The organism is Schumannella sp. GW821-FHT10F01 (assembly GCF_058809295.1).
In genome coordinates this window covers 155,079-171,907 of record NZ_JBXASM010000008.1, presented here as the reverse complement: position 1 = coordinate 171,907, position 16,829 = coordinate 155,079, and the positions used below count along the sequence as shown (strand labels likewise).

The 16,829-nt window shown below is 66.2% G+C and carries 14 protein-coding genes; 11 read left to right on the top strand and 3 right to left on the bottom strand.

Annotated features, from left to right (window positions below; all coding sequences use genetic code 11):
• Positions 1–8: 8 nt before the first annotated feature.
• Positions 9–590: a TetR/AcrR family transcriptional regulator gene (locus AC1RSJ_RS11135; protein ID WP_493118448.1), complete on the bottom strand. Its 582-nt coding sequence runs from the start codon at positions 588–590 to the stop codon at positions 9–11.
• Between the two features lie 131 nt (positions 591–721).
• Between AC1RSJ_RS11135 and AC1RSJ_RS11130 the strand changes: the two genes are divergently transcribed.
• From AC1RSJ_RS11130 to AC1RSJ_RS11100, 7 genes are all read left to right on the top strand, one after another.
• The gene (locus AC1RSJ_RS11130) at positions 722–1,741 is read left to right on the top strand and encodes an aldo/keto reductase (RefSeq protein ID WP_493118447.1); all 1,020 of its coding nucleotides are present in this window, start codon (positions 722–724) and stop codon (positions 1,739–1,741) included.
• A 71-nt stretch (positions 1,742–1,812) separates the two neighbouring features.
• On the top strand, positions 1,813–2,073 hold the full coding sequence (locus tag AC1RSJ_RS11125) for a hypothetical protein (protein WP_493118446.1): 261 nt from the start codon (positions 1,813–1,815) through the stop codon (positions 2,071–2,073).
• Positions 2,074–2,115: 42 nt separating this feature from the next.
• On the top strand, positions 2,116–3,222 hold the full coding sequence (locus AC1RSJ_RS11120; RefSeq protein WP_493118445.1) for a DNA cytosine methyltransferase: 1,107 nt from the start codon (positions 2,116–2,118) through the stop codon (positions 3,220–3,222).
• Positions 3,223–3,270: 48 nt separating this feature from the next.
• Complete coding sequence (locus AC1RSJ_RS11115) at positions 3,271–4,734, top strand: ATP-binding protein (protein WP_493118444.1); 1,464 nt, start codon at positions 3,271–3,273, stop codon at positions 4,732–4,734.
• On the top strand, positions 4,721–7,498 hold the full coding sequence (locus AC1RSJ_RS11110; protein WP_493118443.1) for a Z1 domain-containing protein: 2,778 nt from the start codon (positions 4,721–4,723) through the stop codon (positions 7,496–7,498). Before AC1RSJ_RS11115 ends, AC1RSJ_RS11110 begins: the two co-directional genes overlap by 14 nt.
• A complete protein-coding gene (locus AC1RSJ_RS11105; protein WP_493118442.1) occupies positions 7,495–8,469 on the top strand; it encodes a PD-(D/E)XK motif protein in 975 nt (324 codons plus the stop codon). The genes AC1RSJ_RS11110 and AC1RSJ_RS11105 overlap by 4 nt, the downstream gene beginning before the upstream one ends.
• Positions 8,459–10,519: an AIPR family protein gene (locus AC1RSJ_RS11100; RefSeq protein WP_493118441.1), complete on the top strand. Its 2,061-nt coding sequence runs from the start codon at positions 8,459–8,461 to the stop codon at positions 10,517–10,519. The genes AC1RSJ_RS11105 and AC1RSJ_RS11100 overlap by 11 nt, the downstream gene beginning before the upstream one ends.
• Here AC1RSJ_RS11100 and AC1RSJ_RS11095 read toward each other — a convergent pair.
• Positions 10,500–10,925, bottom strand: coding sequence for a very short patch repair endonuclease (locus tag AC1RSJ_RS11095; RefSeq protein WP_493118440.1), 426 nt, complete (start codon positions 10,923–10,925; stop codon positions 10,500–10,502). The two genes, AC1RSJ_RS11100 and AC1RSJ_RS11095, sit on opposite strands and share 20 nt — an antisense overlap.
• A 324-nt stretch (positions 10,926–11,249) precedes the next feature.
• On the opposite strand from AC1RSJ_RS11095, the gene AC1RSJ_RS11090 reads away from it, so the two are divergent.
• Both AC1RSJ_RS11090 and AC1RSJ_RS11085 read left to right on the top strand, forming a co-directional pair.
• On the top strand, positions 11,250–12,974 hold the full coding sequence (locus AC1RSJ_RS11090) for a nuclease-related domain-containing DEAD/DEAH box helicase (RefSeq protein WP_493118439.1): 1,725 nt from the start codon (positions 11,250–11,252) through the stop codon (positions 12,972–12,974).
• A gap of 6 nt (positions 12,975–12,980) precedes the next feature.
• On the top strand, positions 12,981–13,928 hold the full coding sequence (locus AC1RSJ_RS11085; RefSeq protein WP_493118438.1) for an FRG domain-containing protein: 948 nt from the start codon (positions 12,981–12,983) through the stop codon (positions 13,926–13,928).
• Here the strand turns inward: AC1RSJ_RS11085 and AC1RSJ_RS11080 are convergent.
• Entirely contained in the window at positions 13,910–14,530 is a 621-nt protein-coding gene (locus tag AC1RSJ_RS11080; protein ID WP_493118437.1) for a TetR/AcrR family transcriptional regulator, read from the bottom strand. The two genes, AC1RSJ_RS11085 and AC1RSJ_RS11080, sit on opposite strands and share 19 nt — an antisense overlap.
• Before the next feature lie 126 nt (positions 14,531–14,656).
• On the opposite strand from AC1RSJ_RS11080, the gene AC1RSJ_RS11075 reads away from it, so the two are divergent.
• Positions 14,657–15,700, top strand: coding sequence for a zinc-binding dehydrogenase (locus AC1RSJ_RS11075; protein ID WP_493118466.1), 1,044 nt, complete (start codon positions 14,657–14,659; stop codon positions 15,698–15,700).
• Positions 15,697–16,551, top strand: coding sequence for a sugar phosphate isomerase/epimerase family protein (locus tag AC1RSJ_RS11070; RefSeq protein ID WP_493118436.1), 855 nt, complete (start codon positions 15,697–15,699; stop codon positions 16,549–16,551). The genes AC1RSJ_RS11075 and AC1RSJ_RS11070 overlap by 4 nt, the downstream gene beginning before the upstream one ends.
• Positions 16,552–16,829: the final 278 nt, after the last annotated feature.

Sequence of the window (16,829 nt, the reverse complement as noted above, 5' to 3'; positions counted from 1 at the left end):
CATCGCGCTCAGCGTGACCCGATGATCACCCCGTCGAGCAGCACGTCCACGAGCAGCCCGGGCCGTCCGATCGCGGCTCCGCTCTCGTCCGCCAGCCGGCTGATCGCATGGATCAGATCCTCGGGCGTCACATCCGCGCGGATGCTCCCGTCGCGCACCCCGGCGTCGAGGATCGCCTGCACCCGCGGCCCCATGGTCCCGAGGAAGTACTCGGGCAGCGGCGCATACGCAGGATCCCCGGAGTGCAGCGCCTTCGCGAACCCGCGCTTGGTGGCGACGAACCGCGAGTACCGGGCGGCCCAGCCGCGCAGCGCCTCGGCCGGCGGCAGCTCGGCAGCGAGCCGCTCCGTCTCGGCCGTGGTGGCATCCACCTCGCGGCGGAACACGGCGATGATCAGATCGGACCGGAGCGGGTAGTTGCGGTAGATGGTGCCGACGCCGACCCCCGCGCGCGCGGCGATCTCGCGCATCGGCGCATCGACTCCGGACTCGGCGAACACGGCCTTCGCGGCCTCCAGCACGGTCTCGGTGTTGCGCACGGCATCCGCGCGCTTGCGGCGCGCGGCGTGCACCTCGTCGACGTCGCTCACCTGTGCACCTCCGATCGGGCGTGACAAACGGAACAGCGTTCCGTATAGTTGCGGACGGCTGTTCCGCTTCGCCAGCGTACCGCGTCCGGCGGCGTTCGATGCGGAGCGGCCGCATCCCTTCAGGAGGACCCATGCAGTACCGCCCGCTCGGCCGCACCGGCATCCAGGTGTCGCCGTTCGCCCTCGGCGCGATGATGTTCAGCTCGTTCGGCAACTCGGACCAGGCGGAGGTCGACCGGATGGTCGCGCGCGCGCTCGATGCCGGCATCAACATGATCGACACCGCGGACGCCTACGGCGAGTCGGAGGAGATGCTCGGCCGCGCGCTCAAGGACCGCCGCGACGAGGTCGTGCTCGCGTCGAAGTTCGCGCGTCCGATCGGCGACGACGTGAACCACCAGGGCGGATCCCGCCGCTGGATCATGACGGCCGTCGAGAACTCGCTCCGCCGCCTCGGCACCGACCACCTCGACGTCTACCAGATGCACCGTCCCGACCCGTCGACCGACATCGAGGAGACCCTGTCCGCGCTGACGGATCTCGTGCGCAGCGGCAAGGTCCGTGCGATCGGCTCCTCCGACATGCCGGCCTCGGACATCGTGGAGGCCCAGTGGGTCGCCGAGCGCCGCGGTCTCGAGCGCTTCCGCGTCGAGCAGCCGCACTACTCGCTGCTCGACCGCGGCATCGAGCGCGAGGTGCTGCCGGTCGCGCAGCGCTACGGCATGGGCACGGTGATCTGGAGCCCGCTCGCCAGCGGGATGCTCACCGGCCGGGTGCGCCGCGGCGTCGAGTCGGACCTGCGTCGCACTCGGATGTTCGCGGCTCTGCGGGACGAGCGCCGCATCGACGCGGTCGAGGAGCTCGTGGCCCTGTCTTCGGAGGTGGGTGTTCCTTTGACCCATCTCGCTCTCGCGTTCGTGATCGCGCACCCGGGCGTGACGGCGGCGCTCATCGGCCCGCGCACGCCGGAGCAGCTCGAGGATCTGCTGGCGGCGGCGTCGGTCGAGCTGTCGGACGAGGTGCTGGACCGGATCGACGCGATCGTGCCGCCGGGGACCGGAGTCGGGCGGATGGATCAGGAGTACAACACGCCCGGGGTCGTCGACGCGCGGCTGCGCCGGCGTGCGGTGGGAGATCGGGCGGCGGGGTAGAAAGGACGGACGGCGGACGTGGACGGGCGTGGCTCCCTCGCTCGTCGACGATCTTCCGTCAGTATCTCGTCGTGGCACGCATTCGTTCTATCGACGCCGGCGCGCAGGACGTGAAAGCGCACAAGCTCGAAAAGGCGGTCGATTGCTTCGTTCAGGTCGTCCCGGACGAGAGCGGCAATCCGTTACTGCACCTCTCGACGTTCGGCTCCGACGGTCGGAAGAGCGGTGCGAAGAGCAGTCAGGCGATGCAGTTCGACCGCGAGCAGGCGCTCGTACTGCGTGACTGGATCGACCGGACGTTCAGCTCCTCGGGTGTCGGCGGCTCGAACTAGCGTTCGAATCCACCACCCGATATTCACAACGAGAGGAAGTCGATGGCACAGCTGTCGTTCGAGATGGGCGAGCTCTTCTGCGGTCCTGGCGGCATGGCGCTCGGCGCGCACAACGCCGCTGCCGCAGCCGGAGTGGACCTCCGGCACGCGTGGGCCAACGACTACGACCTGAACACCTGCCGGACCTACGAGCGCAACATCGCGGGTGCCACCTCCGAGACCGTGGTGCACAAGAACGTGAAGGACCTCGACATCGAGGGCCTGCGGAAGATCAACGGTTTTGCTTTTGGTTTTCCGTGCAACGACTACTCGCTCGTCGGCGAATGGCGCGGACTCGACGGGCAGTACGGACCTCTCTACTCATATGGCGTCCGCGTCCTCGAAGCTCACGAGCCGGACTGGTTCGTGGCGGAGAACGTGTCGGGGCTGCAGAGCGCCAACGAGGGGCGCGCATTCCAGAAGATCCTCGACGAGCTCTCAGCTGCAGGAGACCACGGCTACAAGCTCTATCCGCACCTATACAGCTTCGATCAGTACGGCGTGCCCCAGAAGCGCAGGCGGATCATCGTGGTCGGCATCCGCGGCGACCTCGATGCGGAGTTCCGCGTCCCGTCGCCGGAGATCTACAAGGACGTCCCGGTCACAGCGCAGCACGCGCTGACCGTCCCGCCGGTCACCGGTGGCATGTACAACAACGAGCGGACTCGCCAGTCGGCTCAGGTGGTCGAGCGTCTCGACTACATCGGTCCCGGCGAGAACGCCTTCAACGCGCCGATTCCGGAACACCTGAAGCTCAACGTGAAGGGGGCGACGATCAGCCAGATCTACCGTCGCCTGCACCCCGATCAGCCCGCGTACACGGTCACGGGCTCCGGTGGCGGTGGCACGCACGTCTATCACTGGAACGAATCGCGAGCTCTGACCAACCGCGAGCGCGCCCGCCTCCAGAGCTTCCCTGACGACTTCGAGTTCATCGGCCCCAAAGAGAGCGTGCGCAAACAGGTCGGCATGGCCGTGCCGGTGAAGGGCGCCGAGGCGGTGTTCACTGCGCTGTTCAAGTCGCTGCGCGGCATCCAATACCCGTCGATCGCCCCCAGTCTTGGGTACGTGCCGGCGCAAAGCCGACAGAATGTCGCAGGCGCTCTATAAGGTCTTCTCAGGTCGCAACCCGACGCGGCCCGTCAGGGGACTTCGAACTTGCAAGACGAGATCGTCCTTCCGGAAGTCGAGCTTCTGGAATCGATGCGATCGGTCGGCTACACGTTCGAGTCGGCAGTCGCTGACCTGCTCGACAACAGCATTACTGCCCGAGCCGCAACCGTCGATATCGACATCGAGCCGGTTGGGGCAACCCACGTCGCGATTCTGGATGACGGGGACGGAATGTCGCCGGGGAAAGCGCTCGAGGCGCTCCGGCTCGCCGGAACGACCGCCCCTCGCGGTGAGGCGGACCTCGGGCGTTTCGGGCTGGGCTTGAAGACCGCGTCGCTGTCTCAGGGGAGATGCGTCACTGTGCTCACTCGGGCCGAGGGCGTGACCACCGGTCTCCAGTGGGACATCGATCACGTCCGCGCTACGCGTAACTGGAGCCTTCAGCGGCTGAGCATCCTTGAGATGCGGGACGTCCCCGGGTGGGAGCGGTTCGATAGCCAGGTGTCCGGGACTCTGGTCGTCTGGCGGCGTCTGGACTTGCTTGTCGGCGATGCTTCAGACCCGGGCGAGTACATCCGGCCGAGGATCGCAGACCTCTCGGCGAGCCTGAGTCTCGTCTTCCACCGTTTTCTTCGAGGAGCCAAAGGCGGCCTCAGCATCACGGTCAATGGGCGCCGTCTGGAGCCGCTCGATCCGTTCCTGGAAGGAAATAGCAGGACCATCGTCTCGCCTACCCAGCTCGTCAAGGTCGGGGTCGCGTCGATTCCCGTGACGGCGTTTGCGCTTCCGCATCCCTCGGGTCTCTCGCCCACGGAACGACAGAGATCGGACCTCGGTCCAGGGATGCGCGATGCTCAAGGCTTCTATGTGTATAGGAACAGGCGCCTGATCGCGTATGGCGACTGGTTCGGGCTTGCGAGGCGCTCGGAGTTGAGCAAGCACACCCGAGTGCGGGTGGATCTCCCGAACACGGTCGACCACTTGTGGCAGCTCGACATCAAGAAGTCGCGAATCGAGCCGCCGGCGTCGTTCAAGCGAGAGATGCGCAGGTTGCTCGAGACCGTGTTGACCCCCGGTCATCGAGTCATCACCTTCCGGGCTCGGCCAGAAGGCCGCAGTGACACGAGCCACGTCTGGAGCAAGATGCGTGATCGCGAAGGCTCGGTCAGGTACGAGATCAATCTTGAGAACCCGATCATCGATTCGCTTCTCGCCAGCGTCGACAGTGCCACCGCGTCGCGCATCACTCGCGCTCTGGCTGTCGTAGCCAACGGGTTTCCCGCGAACGACCTCTACGCGGAGATGGCCGGCAGCGTCGAGGTGGAGAGAACTGGCGGTTCGGCCGAAGTCAGGGCGGTCCTTCGCGACATCCATCAGGCCGGCCTCATCGCTGGCACGCCTGAGCAGGTTGCGAATGCGCTCCGATTTGTCGAGCCGTTCGATCGAGTCGACAACCTCGAACAGCTGGTCGAGGAGATCTGGAAGGAGGCGTCAGATGGCGCTCGATGACACCCAGGTGAGTCTCAAACGGCTGCTGAAGCAGCAGCTGATCAATGGCGACACCGCGTTGACATTCGAGATGCTCGAAGTCCAAGCGACCCAGATCGCTTCTGTGCTCTTCAAGTCGCTCAGTCCGCTCGCCGTGCTGGACGTGGTGGCGGAGCTCACCCGTGAGGAGGAGATCGTGCTCGACGGTGGAGCGACCGTCGTGGACCCGGCGACCTTCACTCCGTGGCTCGACGACCGACGTCCGCACGTCGATCTCCGTCGCTGGAACGCGTACGAGCAGCTGCTGGTCACTCGCGACTGGTCGCATAACGTCATTCGTGAGCTGAATCGCCAGACGGATGACGTTGTAGAGCTTCTCGGAGACCCGACTCGCGAGGGATCCTGGGCGCGGCGCGGCCTGCTCATGGGCGAGGTGCAATCCGGCAAGACCGCGACCTATATCGGCGTCTTGAACAAGGCGATCGACTACGGCTACCGCCTAATCATCGTCATCGGTGGTCACACCAACGACCTCCGCCGACAGACTCAGGTGCGAATCGACTCAGACCTCACGGGAATCGATTCTGCGTACCTCGAAGACAACATCGCCGCGAATTCCATGCGCCGCATCGGAATCTCGGACTTCGACCCCGATTTCAGGCCGAAGGTGCTCACCACGGTCCGTCAGGACTTCAGCGCCAGCAGCAAGCGCGCGCGGGGGATCGACTGGGTGAATACAGAGAATCCGACGATCTTGGTCGTGAAGAAGAATGCGAAGCTGCTCGCGAACGTCGCTGACTACATCCGCAGTCAGGCCGGTCCCTCCGGGCGCGTCGATATTCCGCTTGCGCTCATCGACGATGAGAGCGACTGGGGAACGCCGAACACGCGAGAGGAGTCGGATCCGGCCGCGGTTAATCGCGCGATCCGTGGTCTGCTCGATACGTCCACTCGCAGCTCATACCTTGGCATCACCGCGACGCCGTTCGCGAACATCTTCATCGATCACGAGGCCTCGAACGAAGACGTCGGCGAAGACGTCTTCCCGGCCGACTACATCCGCGTGATGAACAGCCCGAGCAACTATCAGGGCAAGGACCAGTATTTCGGCGCGCTGGACAGTCCAATCGAGCTTAACGTCAAAGACTGTCTGCGCCTCATCCCACCGGCGCACAAGAACGGTCATCCCGTCGCCTCGCTTCCGCCGAGCATGGTCGACGCGATCGCGTCCTTCTACCTCGGTTCTGCCATCCGACGACTCCGTGGCGATGGCGCGAAGCCAGCTTCCATGCTGGTCAACGTGAGCCGTTTCAATTCGGTCCAGGACGCGGTGTCGCGGCTCGTAGGAGATCTCGTTGCCTCACTGAATGCGAGCATCGAGGCGGAGCTGCAACGCACTGGAGCGCGGTCCGTCAGCGACGTGGTCCTCCGTCTCGAGCGAGTGTTCGCGAGCTACTTCTCGCACGTGGAGTTTGATTTCTCGGAGCTGACGGACGCGCTGACGGAGGTCGCGTCCTCTATCCGACTTGAGCTGGTCAACAGCGCGACCTCGAAGGCGCGCGCGGATGCTCGCAAGAGCCTGACAGCCGATCAGCGAGCACTCGAAGACGCCCGTCCCACGATCTACGTCGGAGGGGACGTCCTCTCTCGAGGGCTCACACTCGACGGTCTGCAGGTGAGCTACTTCGTACGCGAGCCTCGCTCGATGGACACTCTGCTGCAGATGGGACGGTGGTTCGGCTATCGACCGAACTACGAGGACCTAGTCCGCATGTGGATGCCGGAGTCCACGTACGCGAACTTCAAGTGGTCTGCGGAGACGACGAATCAGCTCCGAGACAAGCTGCTCGAGATGAAGGCTCTGGAGCTCACTCCACGCGACTTCGGCTTGCTGATTCGGGCTCACCCTGCGGGATTCCAGGTCGTCGCGGCGAATCGGCGCAAGGCCGCCACGCTCGTCGAGGGCGAGCTGTCTATCCACGGCAAGACCTTCGAGTCCTACTTCCTGCCCGCCGAGCCCACCGAGCTCGGTCGCAACCTCGAAAGCGCGAGGACGCTATTCGCGCGCCTGGTCACTGCGACGGCTCGCGGTGAAGCGGTTGAGGAGTCGACCAGCGGCAAGCATCACGCATGGAGGCGGGTTCCGCGTCGCCTCGTCGCCGACTTCTTCGGCGGATTCGCGGGCCATAAGAACGATACGTGGTTCGGCGGTCCGAATGGCGTGCGGGCACCGCAGATCGCCAGCTACCTGGATCAGGCCGTCAACGGTGATTCGTGGGACGTGGTGCTCGTCAGTGGCTCCGGTCGCGTTGCCGAGATCGCCGATGGCCTCGAAGTCAAGACCAGCGTTCGCAACTCTTTGCGGCGGAATAGGGACCTCGCTTCGATCCGGCTTGGAAATCAACGTGTCGCGGCGTCGGGAAGCGTGGCAGGAGCGCTGTCCCCTGCCGAGCGCGACGCCCTTCATGCGCTCGATTCCTCCGAGAAGGAGGCGCTGGTTCCGAACGTGATCGATCGACCGCTCCTTCTGGTGTTTCCCATCACGACCGATCCGGACGTGAAAGACGGATCGAAGGACGAGCGCGGGGAGATCATCCGGATCGACCCTGATTCGCCCCTGATCGCTGTCGTGCTGATCTTCAAGGCGATCGACGCACGAATAGAGGTCGACAATCTGAGAAAAGGACGCGTTCAGCGGTTCTGGGCGAATACGGTTGCCATTGCCCGCCTCCATGGCTACGAGGACGACGGCGACGATGATGACCAGTGGGGCATCGACTCATGAGCGTCCTGAGTGACCTTGAAACCGCGCTCAGCGGTCCGAATCGTCGGGTCGTGATGCTCTCCGTACATCCGTGGATCCGTGTCCTCGCGGAGAACTGGAACGGCCGAGCCGCAGTGCTGTTCAAAGTGACGCTCGACGAGGAGCAGATCCCGCAAGACGGTCGCGGGTTCGAAGTGCACACCGAGCGCAGCGGCGTGGACGACTACGTGCGCGTATCGTCCTCGGACGTCGCGGTCGTGAGCCCTGTCTTCGTCAAGCTCGTGGAGCACCTGGTCGAGCGAACGGCGGCTGTTGAATCTGCGGAACTCGTCGGTCGCGCCCTCCTGGACGCCATCGACGAGTTCAAGCGCTTCAGTGGACGGCGGCCCGGGAGGCTGTCCGAGGAGTCGATCCGGGGTCTGTTCGCTGAGGTGACAATCCTCCTCGACCTCATCGAGGCGGGCGCATCTGTCGATTCTGTCTTCCGCGCGTGGGGCGGACCGCATGGAGCGCCCCACGACCTCGAGTTCTCAGATGGGTACTCCATCGAGGTGAAGTCGTGCCATCAGCCTCCGCGCGAGGTCCGTATCTCCCTGCCGGAGCAGGTGGTGCCGCTCGATCACGGTCTGAGCATGCTGGTACTTCCGATGGAGCAGGTCGCTGTCGGGGACCCGGGCTCGGTCGGCTTCCTCGAGCGTCTCGATGCCGCGCGTGAGACCGCGGATCTTCATGGGCCTGACACCGCATCTATCTGGCGTGACGCAATGGAGAAGCTGCGGGTCGATCTTGACGATGAGCACTATGCCGGATGGGTTTTCGCTGTCGGCGACTGGATGGCGTTTGATGTCCGGGATGACTTCCCAAGGATCCGTCCGGAGGACGTTCCCCCGGGCGTGCGTCGAGTCGGGTTCTCGCTCGACCTCGCAGAGCTCGATCGATTCGCTGCCACCCGGGAGATCGTTCTGGAGCGGGTGAACCCCGATGGACGATGAGCTTCGGAACGCGATCAAGATCCGATCGCAGAGCTCCTCGGCGTTCGAGCTCGTCGCCTTCGCAGAAGAGATCGTCGAGCGACTCGACGACGCGGAGGTGCTGTTCGATCCCGCCGTCGTAGTGCTTCAGTGCAAGGGCCGGCACGGGAAGCTGCTCGGCATGCTCGGATACGCAGAGGAGCCGACGGACGACTCGCTCACCATCATCGTCGGGAAGTACTTCGACGACCCGGCCGGCGTCTTGACCTTGGGTGATGCGAAGGACGTCATCGATCGGGGCGCGGAGTTCCTGGTGCAGTCGGCGAACGGATGGCTGATCGACAATCTCGAGCAGAGCTCTGCCGAATGGGCGCACGCCGATTACTTCCAACGAAAGCTTCGAGACGTCAAGCGGCTTCGGTTCGTCCTGATCACCGACGGCGCAATGAGCGACAAGATCCGCACGATCCCGAATCAATCGATCGCCGGACTCAACGCTTCCTTCGCGATCTGGGACCGGAATCGAATCGTCGCAGCGTCTGAGCCACTTGGAATCGCGGAGAGCACGACGATCGACCTCACGCGCTGGCTTCCGGACGGACTTCCGTGCCTCATGGCGAGTCAAGGCGGCAGCACGAGGAGCTACCTGGCCGTCCTCCCAGGACGAGTGCTGGCGGCGGTATTCGAGGAGTACGGAAGTCAGCTGCTCGAATCCAACGTCCGGACCTTCCTCAGCGCACGAGGATCGATCAATCGCGGCATCCAGCGCACTCTGGCCGACAAGCCCGAGATGTTCCTCGCGTACAACAACGGGCTCACCACCACCGCGACGAGTGTCGACTACGTTCAGACCCGTCGTGGCGATTTCATCCAGTCGATCGACAACTGGCAGATCGTGAACGGCGGCCAGACGACCGCCTCGTTGCTGCATTATCTCCGGGGCGACTCGAAGCGCGTCGTCGATGACGTCTTCGTGCAGATGAAGCTCGTGACCGTGGACTCGCGGAATGCCGCGGACGTCGTCGCTGACGTGTCCAAGTACGCGAACAGCCAGAATCGGGTCAGCCCAGCGGATCTGTTCTCCAATCACGAGTTCCACGTCCGGATGGAGCAGCTCAGTCGTCGGCTCCGGGCGCCTGCGAAGGAGGGCGAGCAGTACCAGACCGGCTGGTACTACGAGCGGTCCCGCGGGCAATGGGAGAACGACAAGGTCGCTCGTGGAACTCCGGCGGAGCAGAAGCGCTTCGAGATGGAGTATCCGAAGGCGCAACGGATAACCAAGACCGACTGGGCCAAATACGCATTCAGCTGGGGTCAGAAGCCGCACGTCGTGAGCAAGGGCGCGCAGTCAAACTTCCTGGAGTACGCACAGGATGTCGTCAAGAACTGGGACACCGACTCCGACCAGTTCGGAGACTCGTATTTCACCAACAACGTCGGCAAGGCGATCCTGTATCAGCAGGTGTACGCCGGCGTGCGCAGGTCGGACTGGTACGGGTCCGGGTATCTCGCGAACATCGTCGCCTACGGGATCGCTCGGTTCTCGGCCGGTCTGCGATCGGCTCATCCGGGTGCGGCATTCGACTTCGGTCGTGTCTGGCAACGACAAGGCCTCGACGATTTCGTGCTGTCCTCGATGGTGGACTTCTGCAGAGCCGCGCAGGAGCATCTGACGGACCCGCGACGTCGCGTCGCGAACGTGACCCAGTGGGCAAAGCAGGAGGAGTGTTGGAGGCAGTTCCAGGCTGTCCGGCTCGATCTGCCGGACCAGGTCACAGAGCTGATGATCGGTCGTGACGCTGTGGCCGCCGCGCGGACCGATGCTCGCCGGCAGCGTCAGATGGACAGCGGCTTCGAGATCGTCGAGCTTGTCATGCGGGTCCGCGCTGACGTGTGGACTTCGATCTACCGGGCCGGCAGGACAGCGAGCATCTCGCCCATGGAGACCGAGCTGATCGCGAAGTTCGGACTACGGCCGGGTCAGGTGCCATCAGAGCGGCAGGCCGGCGTGCTACATCGTCTCCTGGAGCGGATGGCGGACCAAGGAGTGATCAGCAGCTCGGACTTCTGACGGCTCCCCGGACGCGGAGTTCGACAGCCGAAGACACGCTTGCTGGATCCTCGTGCTCCCAGAACCGGAGTACCGTCCACCCCGCGCTTGTCAGCGCCGCATCGGTCGCAAGGTCCCGCTCGACGTTCCTCGCGAGCTTCGGCACCCAGTACTCGGCATTCCGCTTGGGAACGGTCGCATGTTTAGGACAGCTGTGCCAGAAGCAACCGTCGATGAAAACCGCGACTCGCGCGCGCGTGAACACGATGTCCGCGCGCGTCCGAAGCGGCGGTTCAAGACGGTAGTCGACGCGGAATCGGAGTCCGGACGCATGAAGCAGGCGTCGGACGGCGATCTCCGGTGAGGTATCGCGGCGTCGGTTGCCCTGCATGGATCGCCGCGACCCCGGAGTCGACGCCCATGACATGCGACGAGGCTACGTTGCGATCGAGGCTCTTGGAGCGGCTCGAAGAAGCTCAGCGGCTTCATGAACCATTCGCCAACCTGGGGTGAGATTCCACCCACCGCTCGCCCGCTCGTCGCCGCTACTGCGCTCGACCAGCCGATCGCCGGTCCCGCGTTGCGGTTCTGGTCGGGCGGCTACACCTGGGGGCACTCGACGCAGATCTCCACGCGGCCCTGCATCGCCCTACCGGACAGGATCGAGAACGGCGGTAGCCGCCGCAGCGAAGTATCGACCAGATGAATGGGGGCTACGGCGTTGTCAGTGACGTGACCTAACGTCAGGTCCATGGCCAGAATGATCCCCGATGTCGTGGGTGATGACGCACCACCCGGCGAGGTCGCCGTCTTCGAGGCGCTTCGGGACGCGGGAGGAACAGACGACTGGGTCGCCTTCCATTCGCTCGGGCTCGGGCGGCATCCAGATCAGTCCGAGGGCGAGGCCGACTTCGTCGTGATCGCTCCCGGTGTCGGCGTGCTCGTGATCGAGGTCAAGTCGCACGACCGGATCGAGGCCGACGGCGAGGGGCGCTGGAAGCTCGGCGCCAACGAATGGACGATCCGCAGCCCGTTCGGGCAGGCGAGTCGCGCGAAGCACGCCGTCGTGGAATACCTCGAGAACCATGGCGTCCCGCTGATCGGGTTCCCGGTGTGGCATGCGGTCTGGTTTCCGTCGGTGGCGAAGGAGCGTTTTCCGGAGTCCATGGGATGGCAGCGCTGGGAGCTGCTCGACTCCGCGGACGTGCGGACCGCGCCGGCCACGGCGGTGCGTCGCGCGTTGTCGCGAGCGGCCGAACATCTCGCCGTGACGACGGCGTTCCGTTCCGTCGATCACGCACTGGATGCCGCCAAAGTCGAGCAGCTCGTCTCCGCGCTCGAGCCGTGGTTCGTCGCCGAGGTCTCCCCGGCCGAGCTCCGGCGGCGGCGCGGCGATGAGCAGGCGCGCTTCACCGCCGAGCAGGTCAGGATCCTCGACGCCGTCACGCGAGCCGATCGGCTGCTCATCGAGGGGCCGGCGGGCTCCGGGAAGACCTTCGTCGCGATGGAGGCCGCGCGCCGTGCCGCCGGTCGCGGAGAGCGCGTTCTGCTCACTGCCTTCAACCGCCTCATCGAAGAGCACCTCATCGAGGTGCTGGCCGACGACCCGCGGATCCACGTGGCGCGCGTACATCGGCTGATGTCCGAGGTCGCCGGTGTTCCGCTGCCGGCGGCTTCGTCCCAAGGTCAACCCGAGTTCTACGGGACGACCCTGCCCGACGCGGCGCTCGAACTGGTCATGTCGAACGAGTTCGACGCGCCGTTCGACACGCTGATCGTCGACGAGGCGCAGGATCTCGCGGAGGACTCGACGCTCGAGTTCCTCGATTGCATGGTCGTCCGCGGGTTGGCTCACGGCCGTGTCATCGTGTGCGGCGACTTCGAGTGGCAGAACATCTATCGGTCCGGGGACACGCGGGCGGCCTTCGAGCGAGTGCTTGCCGCGCACACTCCGCTGACGCTGAACGTGAACTGCCGCAATACGCCTGAGGTGGGCGGATGGGCGGAGCGTCTCATCAGCGACGGCGACGTCTACTCTGACTTCCGCCGATCCGACGATCCGATCCGGTCAGTCACGGTGCTGCCCTTCAGCGATCGGGCGGAGCAGCAGAGTCTTCTCCGCAACGCTATCGAGTCCGCGTTCGCCGAGGGGCACACAGTCAAAGACATCGTCGTGCTGAGCGCGATCCGGGACAGCGCCGCGCGACGCGCCATCGGCGATCGGACACCCGGGCTCACCGGACGTCTGGGCGACGACATACGGGACCGATCGCGCATCCGCTGGGGCACAATCCACGAGTTCAAGGGAATGGAGGCGCCGTGCGTGGTCCTCACCGATATCGCCGCCGAGAACACTCATCTCGCTCGTGTGCTCTTCGCCGGCGCGTCACGGGCCACCGACCGCGTGTTCGTCCTGACCGACGACGCACGCATCGCCGACGCCGCCGCGCGGTCCCGGTTCGCGTGGGAGGGATGATCACACATGGCCTCACCTGACGAGTTCTACCGCCCATGGGAAGACACGATCTCTTCCTGGGCCGGTGCGCAGAACGCGGTGAACGTCCTCACTGAGAGGTATCCGCAGCAGCGGTTGCTGTGGCGCGGAGCCCGCGATGCCCGTTGGGGAGTCGAGAGCTCGTTGTTCCGTCACCTGAAGTCTGCGTCGGGCGGGCACGCTCCGACTGAGGATCAGATGGTGGCAGCGGAGAGTCGGATCATCCATCTTGCTCGCGAGCGTTGGCGCTTCGACGGAATGGGCGCGCTGGAGACGTTCGCTCGTCTGCAGCACCTCGGCGGCCCCACCCGGTTGCTCGACGTCTCGGAGAGCCCGCTCGTCGCTTTGTGGTTCGCGACCGAGCAGAGGTTGACCGTCGACGAGACCGAGGCGCGGCTGTTCGCCTTCGTGACGCCGGAGCGCGATGTGCGGCTGAACGCGAACTGGGGTGGTCGCTACCCGTATTGGCATGCGCGGACGAATGCAGACGATTCGGCCCGGCGGCGGAACAAGTGGGGGACTGGAACCGGTCGTCGATTCTGGCGACCACCGGCCTACGACTCACGCATCAGCGCGCAGAGCGCGGGATTCCTGATCGACGGAGTCCCGATCGATGTGCCCAGAAGCGAGCATGCGTTCGGCCGACGCGCTCCTGACCAGGAGACGTGGTGGTCTGCGGAGGAGATGCGTGATTTCGGCTCGATCCCACTGAAGCTGACGCATCAACGCGCTGGCACGCTCGCTCCGGAAGCTGCCCCGGTGTTCACCTTCCGGATCTCGATCGATGCGAAAGAGGAGATCCGCAACCAGCTGGAGCGGCGCTACGGCTATGGGGCCTCGTCGATCTACTCGGACCTCTTCGGGCTGGCTCAGTACTTGACGGAGCGCCCGGATCGATGGGCGGCGGCCCACCCGCTCTATTCGGAACGATCCTGACTCTTCGTTGAGTCGGCGGCAGCCAGCTCCGGCACCCGCACCCCGAACGCCTCGATCGCGAACAGGAACTCCGCCGCGAGGTCGAAGTCCGGCTCGTGCAGCCATCGGATCTGCAGCCCCTCGATCGTCGCCAGCAGCACGCGTGTCACCCGCGACGCGTCGAGCGACGCCGGCACGTTCCCGACCGCCTGCTGCCGTTCGACCTCCGCGACGATCGCGGGCGTCAGGTCCCGGTAGCGCTCTGCGTAGAACTCCCGCGCCGGGTGCTCCGGGTCCGTCGCCTCCACCACCGCCGTCATGTAGAGGTGGATGAGGCCCGGCGTCTCCATGTTCAGCCGCGTGCCCTGCAGCCAATCCGCGAAATGGGTGAGGCCCTCGCCACGACGCGCGTGGTCGCGGTCCCACTCCTCGATGACCTCGCGGAGCAGGTCGTCGCGGGTCGAGAAGTAGTACTGCAGCAGTGCAGGGCTCACGCCGACGTGGCGGGCGATCGCCGCCATCGACGCCTTGCCGGAGCCGAGGGTCGCGAACACGTCGAGCGTGCTGCGCAGGATCTCCTGCCGGCGCGCGACGCCCTTTGCGTAGGGACCCCGATCTGCCATGCCCGGACTGTATCCCGGATCCGCCCAAACTTGGTGTACGTTCAGGATTCACCGGCGGCGCGACCGCCCCGTTCACCGTCGAGCAGCCTGTTCACCTCGAACAGAGAGGGAGTCCCCGTGGGATCCATGGTCAGCTTCACCGCCCCGCGCGAGGCGCAGGTCGTCGAGGAGGCGCCGCGCGCGCTCGAGGCGGGGGAGGTGCGCATCCGCACCCTCTTCTCCGGCATCTCGGCCGGCACCGAGCTGACCGCCTACCGCGGCAGCAACCCGTACCTCAACAAGCGATGGGATGAGGGCCGCCGCCTGTTCGTCGACGGCTCGACCTCGTTCGAGTACCCGGTCGACGGCTGGGGCTACGAGGAGGTCGGCCGCGTCGTCGAGGTCGCTCCGGACGTGACCGCGCCCGCGGTCGGCGACGTCATCTGGGGCACCTGGGGACACCGCACGGAGACGATCCAGAAGGCGGAGCGCGCGGCGCGGAAGATCCTGCCGGCGGATGCCGACCCGCGCATCGGCATCTTCAGCCAGATCGGCGCGATCGCCCTCAACGTGACGCTCGACGCCGACATCCACGTCGGCGAGACCGTCGCCGTGTTCGGCCTCGGCGTTCCCGGGCAGCTCGTCGCCCAGATCGCCCGGCTCAACGGCGGCCGGGTCATCGCCGTCGACGGCATCGCCGAGCGCCGGGAGCTCGCGACGCGGCTGGGAGCGCACCACGTGCTCGACGCGTCCGAGGGGAACGTGGCGGAGCGCATCCGCGAGATGACCGACGGACGCGGTGCGGACGTCTGCCTGGAGGTCACCGGCAACTACCGCGCGCTGCACGAGGCGATCCGCTCGGTCGCCTACAGCTCCCGCGTCTGCGCTGCCGGCTTCATGCAGGGCGAGGGCGCGGGGCTGCGGCTCGGCGAGGAGTTCCACCACAACCGGGTCGCCGTGATCGCGTCGCAGATCTCGGGCGTCGCGCCCGTGCTGCGCCACCGCTGGGACGAGTACCGGCTCGCGTCGACCGCGGTGCAGCTCATGGTCGACGGCCGTCTCGACGCGACGTCGCTCATCTCGCACGAGGTGCCGCTGTCCGAGGCGCCGGAGGCGTTCCGGATGCTCGACGAGCGTCCGCAGGAGGCCATGCAGGTCGTGCTCCGGGTGGACGACGAGGACGCGTCGTGACGACGGGAGGCTCGACCGGGGTCCGCTGGAAGCTCGCCGCACAGGAGTCCACGCTCCACGGATCGACGCTCGAGGAGCGGTTCGAGGCGGCGCTCGCGGCCGGGTTCGACGGGATCGAGCTCGGCGCGCAGGGGGACGGGAAGTTCGCGGCGCGGGCATCCGAGCTGGCGCGTGCACGGAATGCCGGTGTCGTGATGCCGAGCGCGGTCGCGCACACGCCCCTGTTCGTCGGCGATTTCGACCCCGACCGGCGCCGCGCGGCGATCGACGAGGTCAAGGTCATCCTCGAGACGCTCCCGATCGCGGGCGCCGCCGGGCTGGTGATGCCGAACGGGTTCGCCGTGTTCAGCACCGCGCTGCCGCCGTTCCGTCCGCCGCGCGAGCGCGCGGCGTCGCGCGCGGCGCTGGTGGATGCGCTGGGCGAGCTCGGCGAGCACGGCGAGCGGGTCGGCGCGAAGGTCTACCTCGAGCCGCTGAATCGCTACGAGGACTACCTGATCAACACGCTCGCGGATGCCGTCTCGGTGGTCGAGGAGGTCGCCTCACCCGCGGTCGCGGTCATCGCCGACACGTACCACATGGGCATCGAGGAGACGTCGATCGGGGCGGCCATCCGGGCCGCCGGGGCGCGGATCGAGCACGTGCAGCTCGGGGACTCCGGGCGGCTCGAGCCCGGCAACGGGCACTACGACTGGGACGACACGCTCGACGCGCTCGAGGGCATCGGGTACGACGGCTGGCTCGCGATGGAGTGCGGGCTGTCGGGACCGGCGGCGGAGGTGCTGCCGGGGGTCGCTCGGCTGCTCCGGCGGGAGGCGTCGGCGCACCCGGTGGCCGAGGAGGCGCGCTAGCGCCACGCCGGCTTCGCGCGGCTTCGAAGCCTCGGGTCTGCGCGCGTGAGGCTTCGAGACGGGCCTGGCGGCCCTCCTCAGCCGGCGGGGTGCGCGGGCCGGGCTTCGACAGGCTCAGCCGGCCGATGAGCACGGGGCTTCGACAGGCTCAGCCATCCGGCGCGGTCCGCTCAGCGATTCGAGGACGACCGGCTTCGACAGGCTCAGCCATCCGGCGCGATCCGCTCGGCGATTCGAGGACGACCGGCTTCGATACGCTCCGTCGTCGCTACTCAGCC

Coding starts and splice junctions, on each gene's coding strand:
- AC1RSJ_RS11130 (WP_493118447.1), top strand. CDS start 722: ATGCAGTACCGCCCGCTCGGCCGCACCGGCATCCAGGTGTCGCCGTTC.
- AC1RSJ_RS11120 (WP_493118445.1), top strand. CDS start 2,116: ATGGCACAGCTGTCGTTCGAGATGGGCGAGCTCTTCTGCGGTCCTGGC.
- AC1RSJ_RS11110 (WP_493118443.1), top strand. CDS start 4,721: ATGGCGCTCGATGACACCCAGGTGAGTCTCAAACGGCTGCTGAAGCAG.
- AC1RSJ_RS11105 (WP_493118442.1), top strand. CDS start 7,495: ATGAGCGTCCTGAGTGACCTTGAAACCGCGCTCAGCGGTCCGAATCGT.
- AC1RSJ_RS11100 (WP_493118441.1), top strand. CDS start 8,459: ATGGACGATGAGCTTCGGAACGCGATCAAGATCCGATCGCAGAGCTCC.
- AC1RSJ_RS11095 (WP_493118440.1), bottom strand. CDS start 10,925: ATGTCATGGGCGTCGACTCCGGGGTCGCGGCGATCCATGCAGGGCAAC.
- AC1RSJ_RS11090 (WP_493118439.1), top strand. CDS start 11,250: ATGGCCAGAATGATCCCCGATGTCGTGGGTGATGACGCACCACCCGGC.
- AC1RSJ_RS11085 (WP_493118438.1), top strand. CDS start 12,981: ATGGCCTCACCTGACGAGTTCTACCGCCCATGGGAAGACACGATCTCT.
- AC1RSJ_RS11080 (WP_493118437.1), bottom strand. CDS start 14,530: ATGGCAGATCGGGGTCCCTACGCAAAGGGCGTCGCGCGCCGGCAGGAG.
- AC1RSJ_RS11075 (WP_493118466.1), top strand. CDS start 14,657: ATGGTCAGCTTCACCGCCCCGCGCGAGGCGCAGGTCGTCGAGGAGGCG.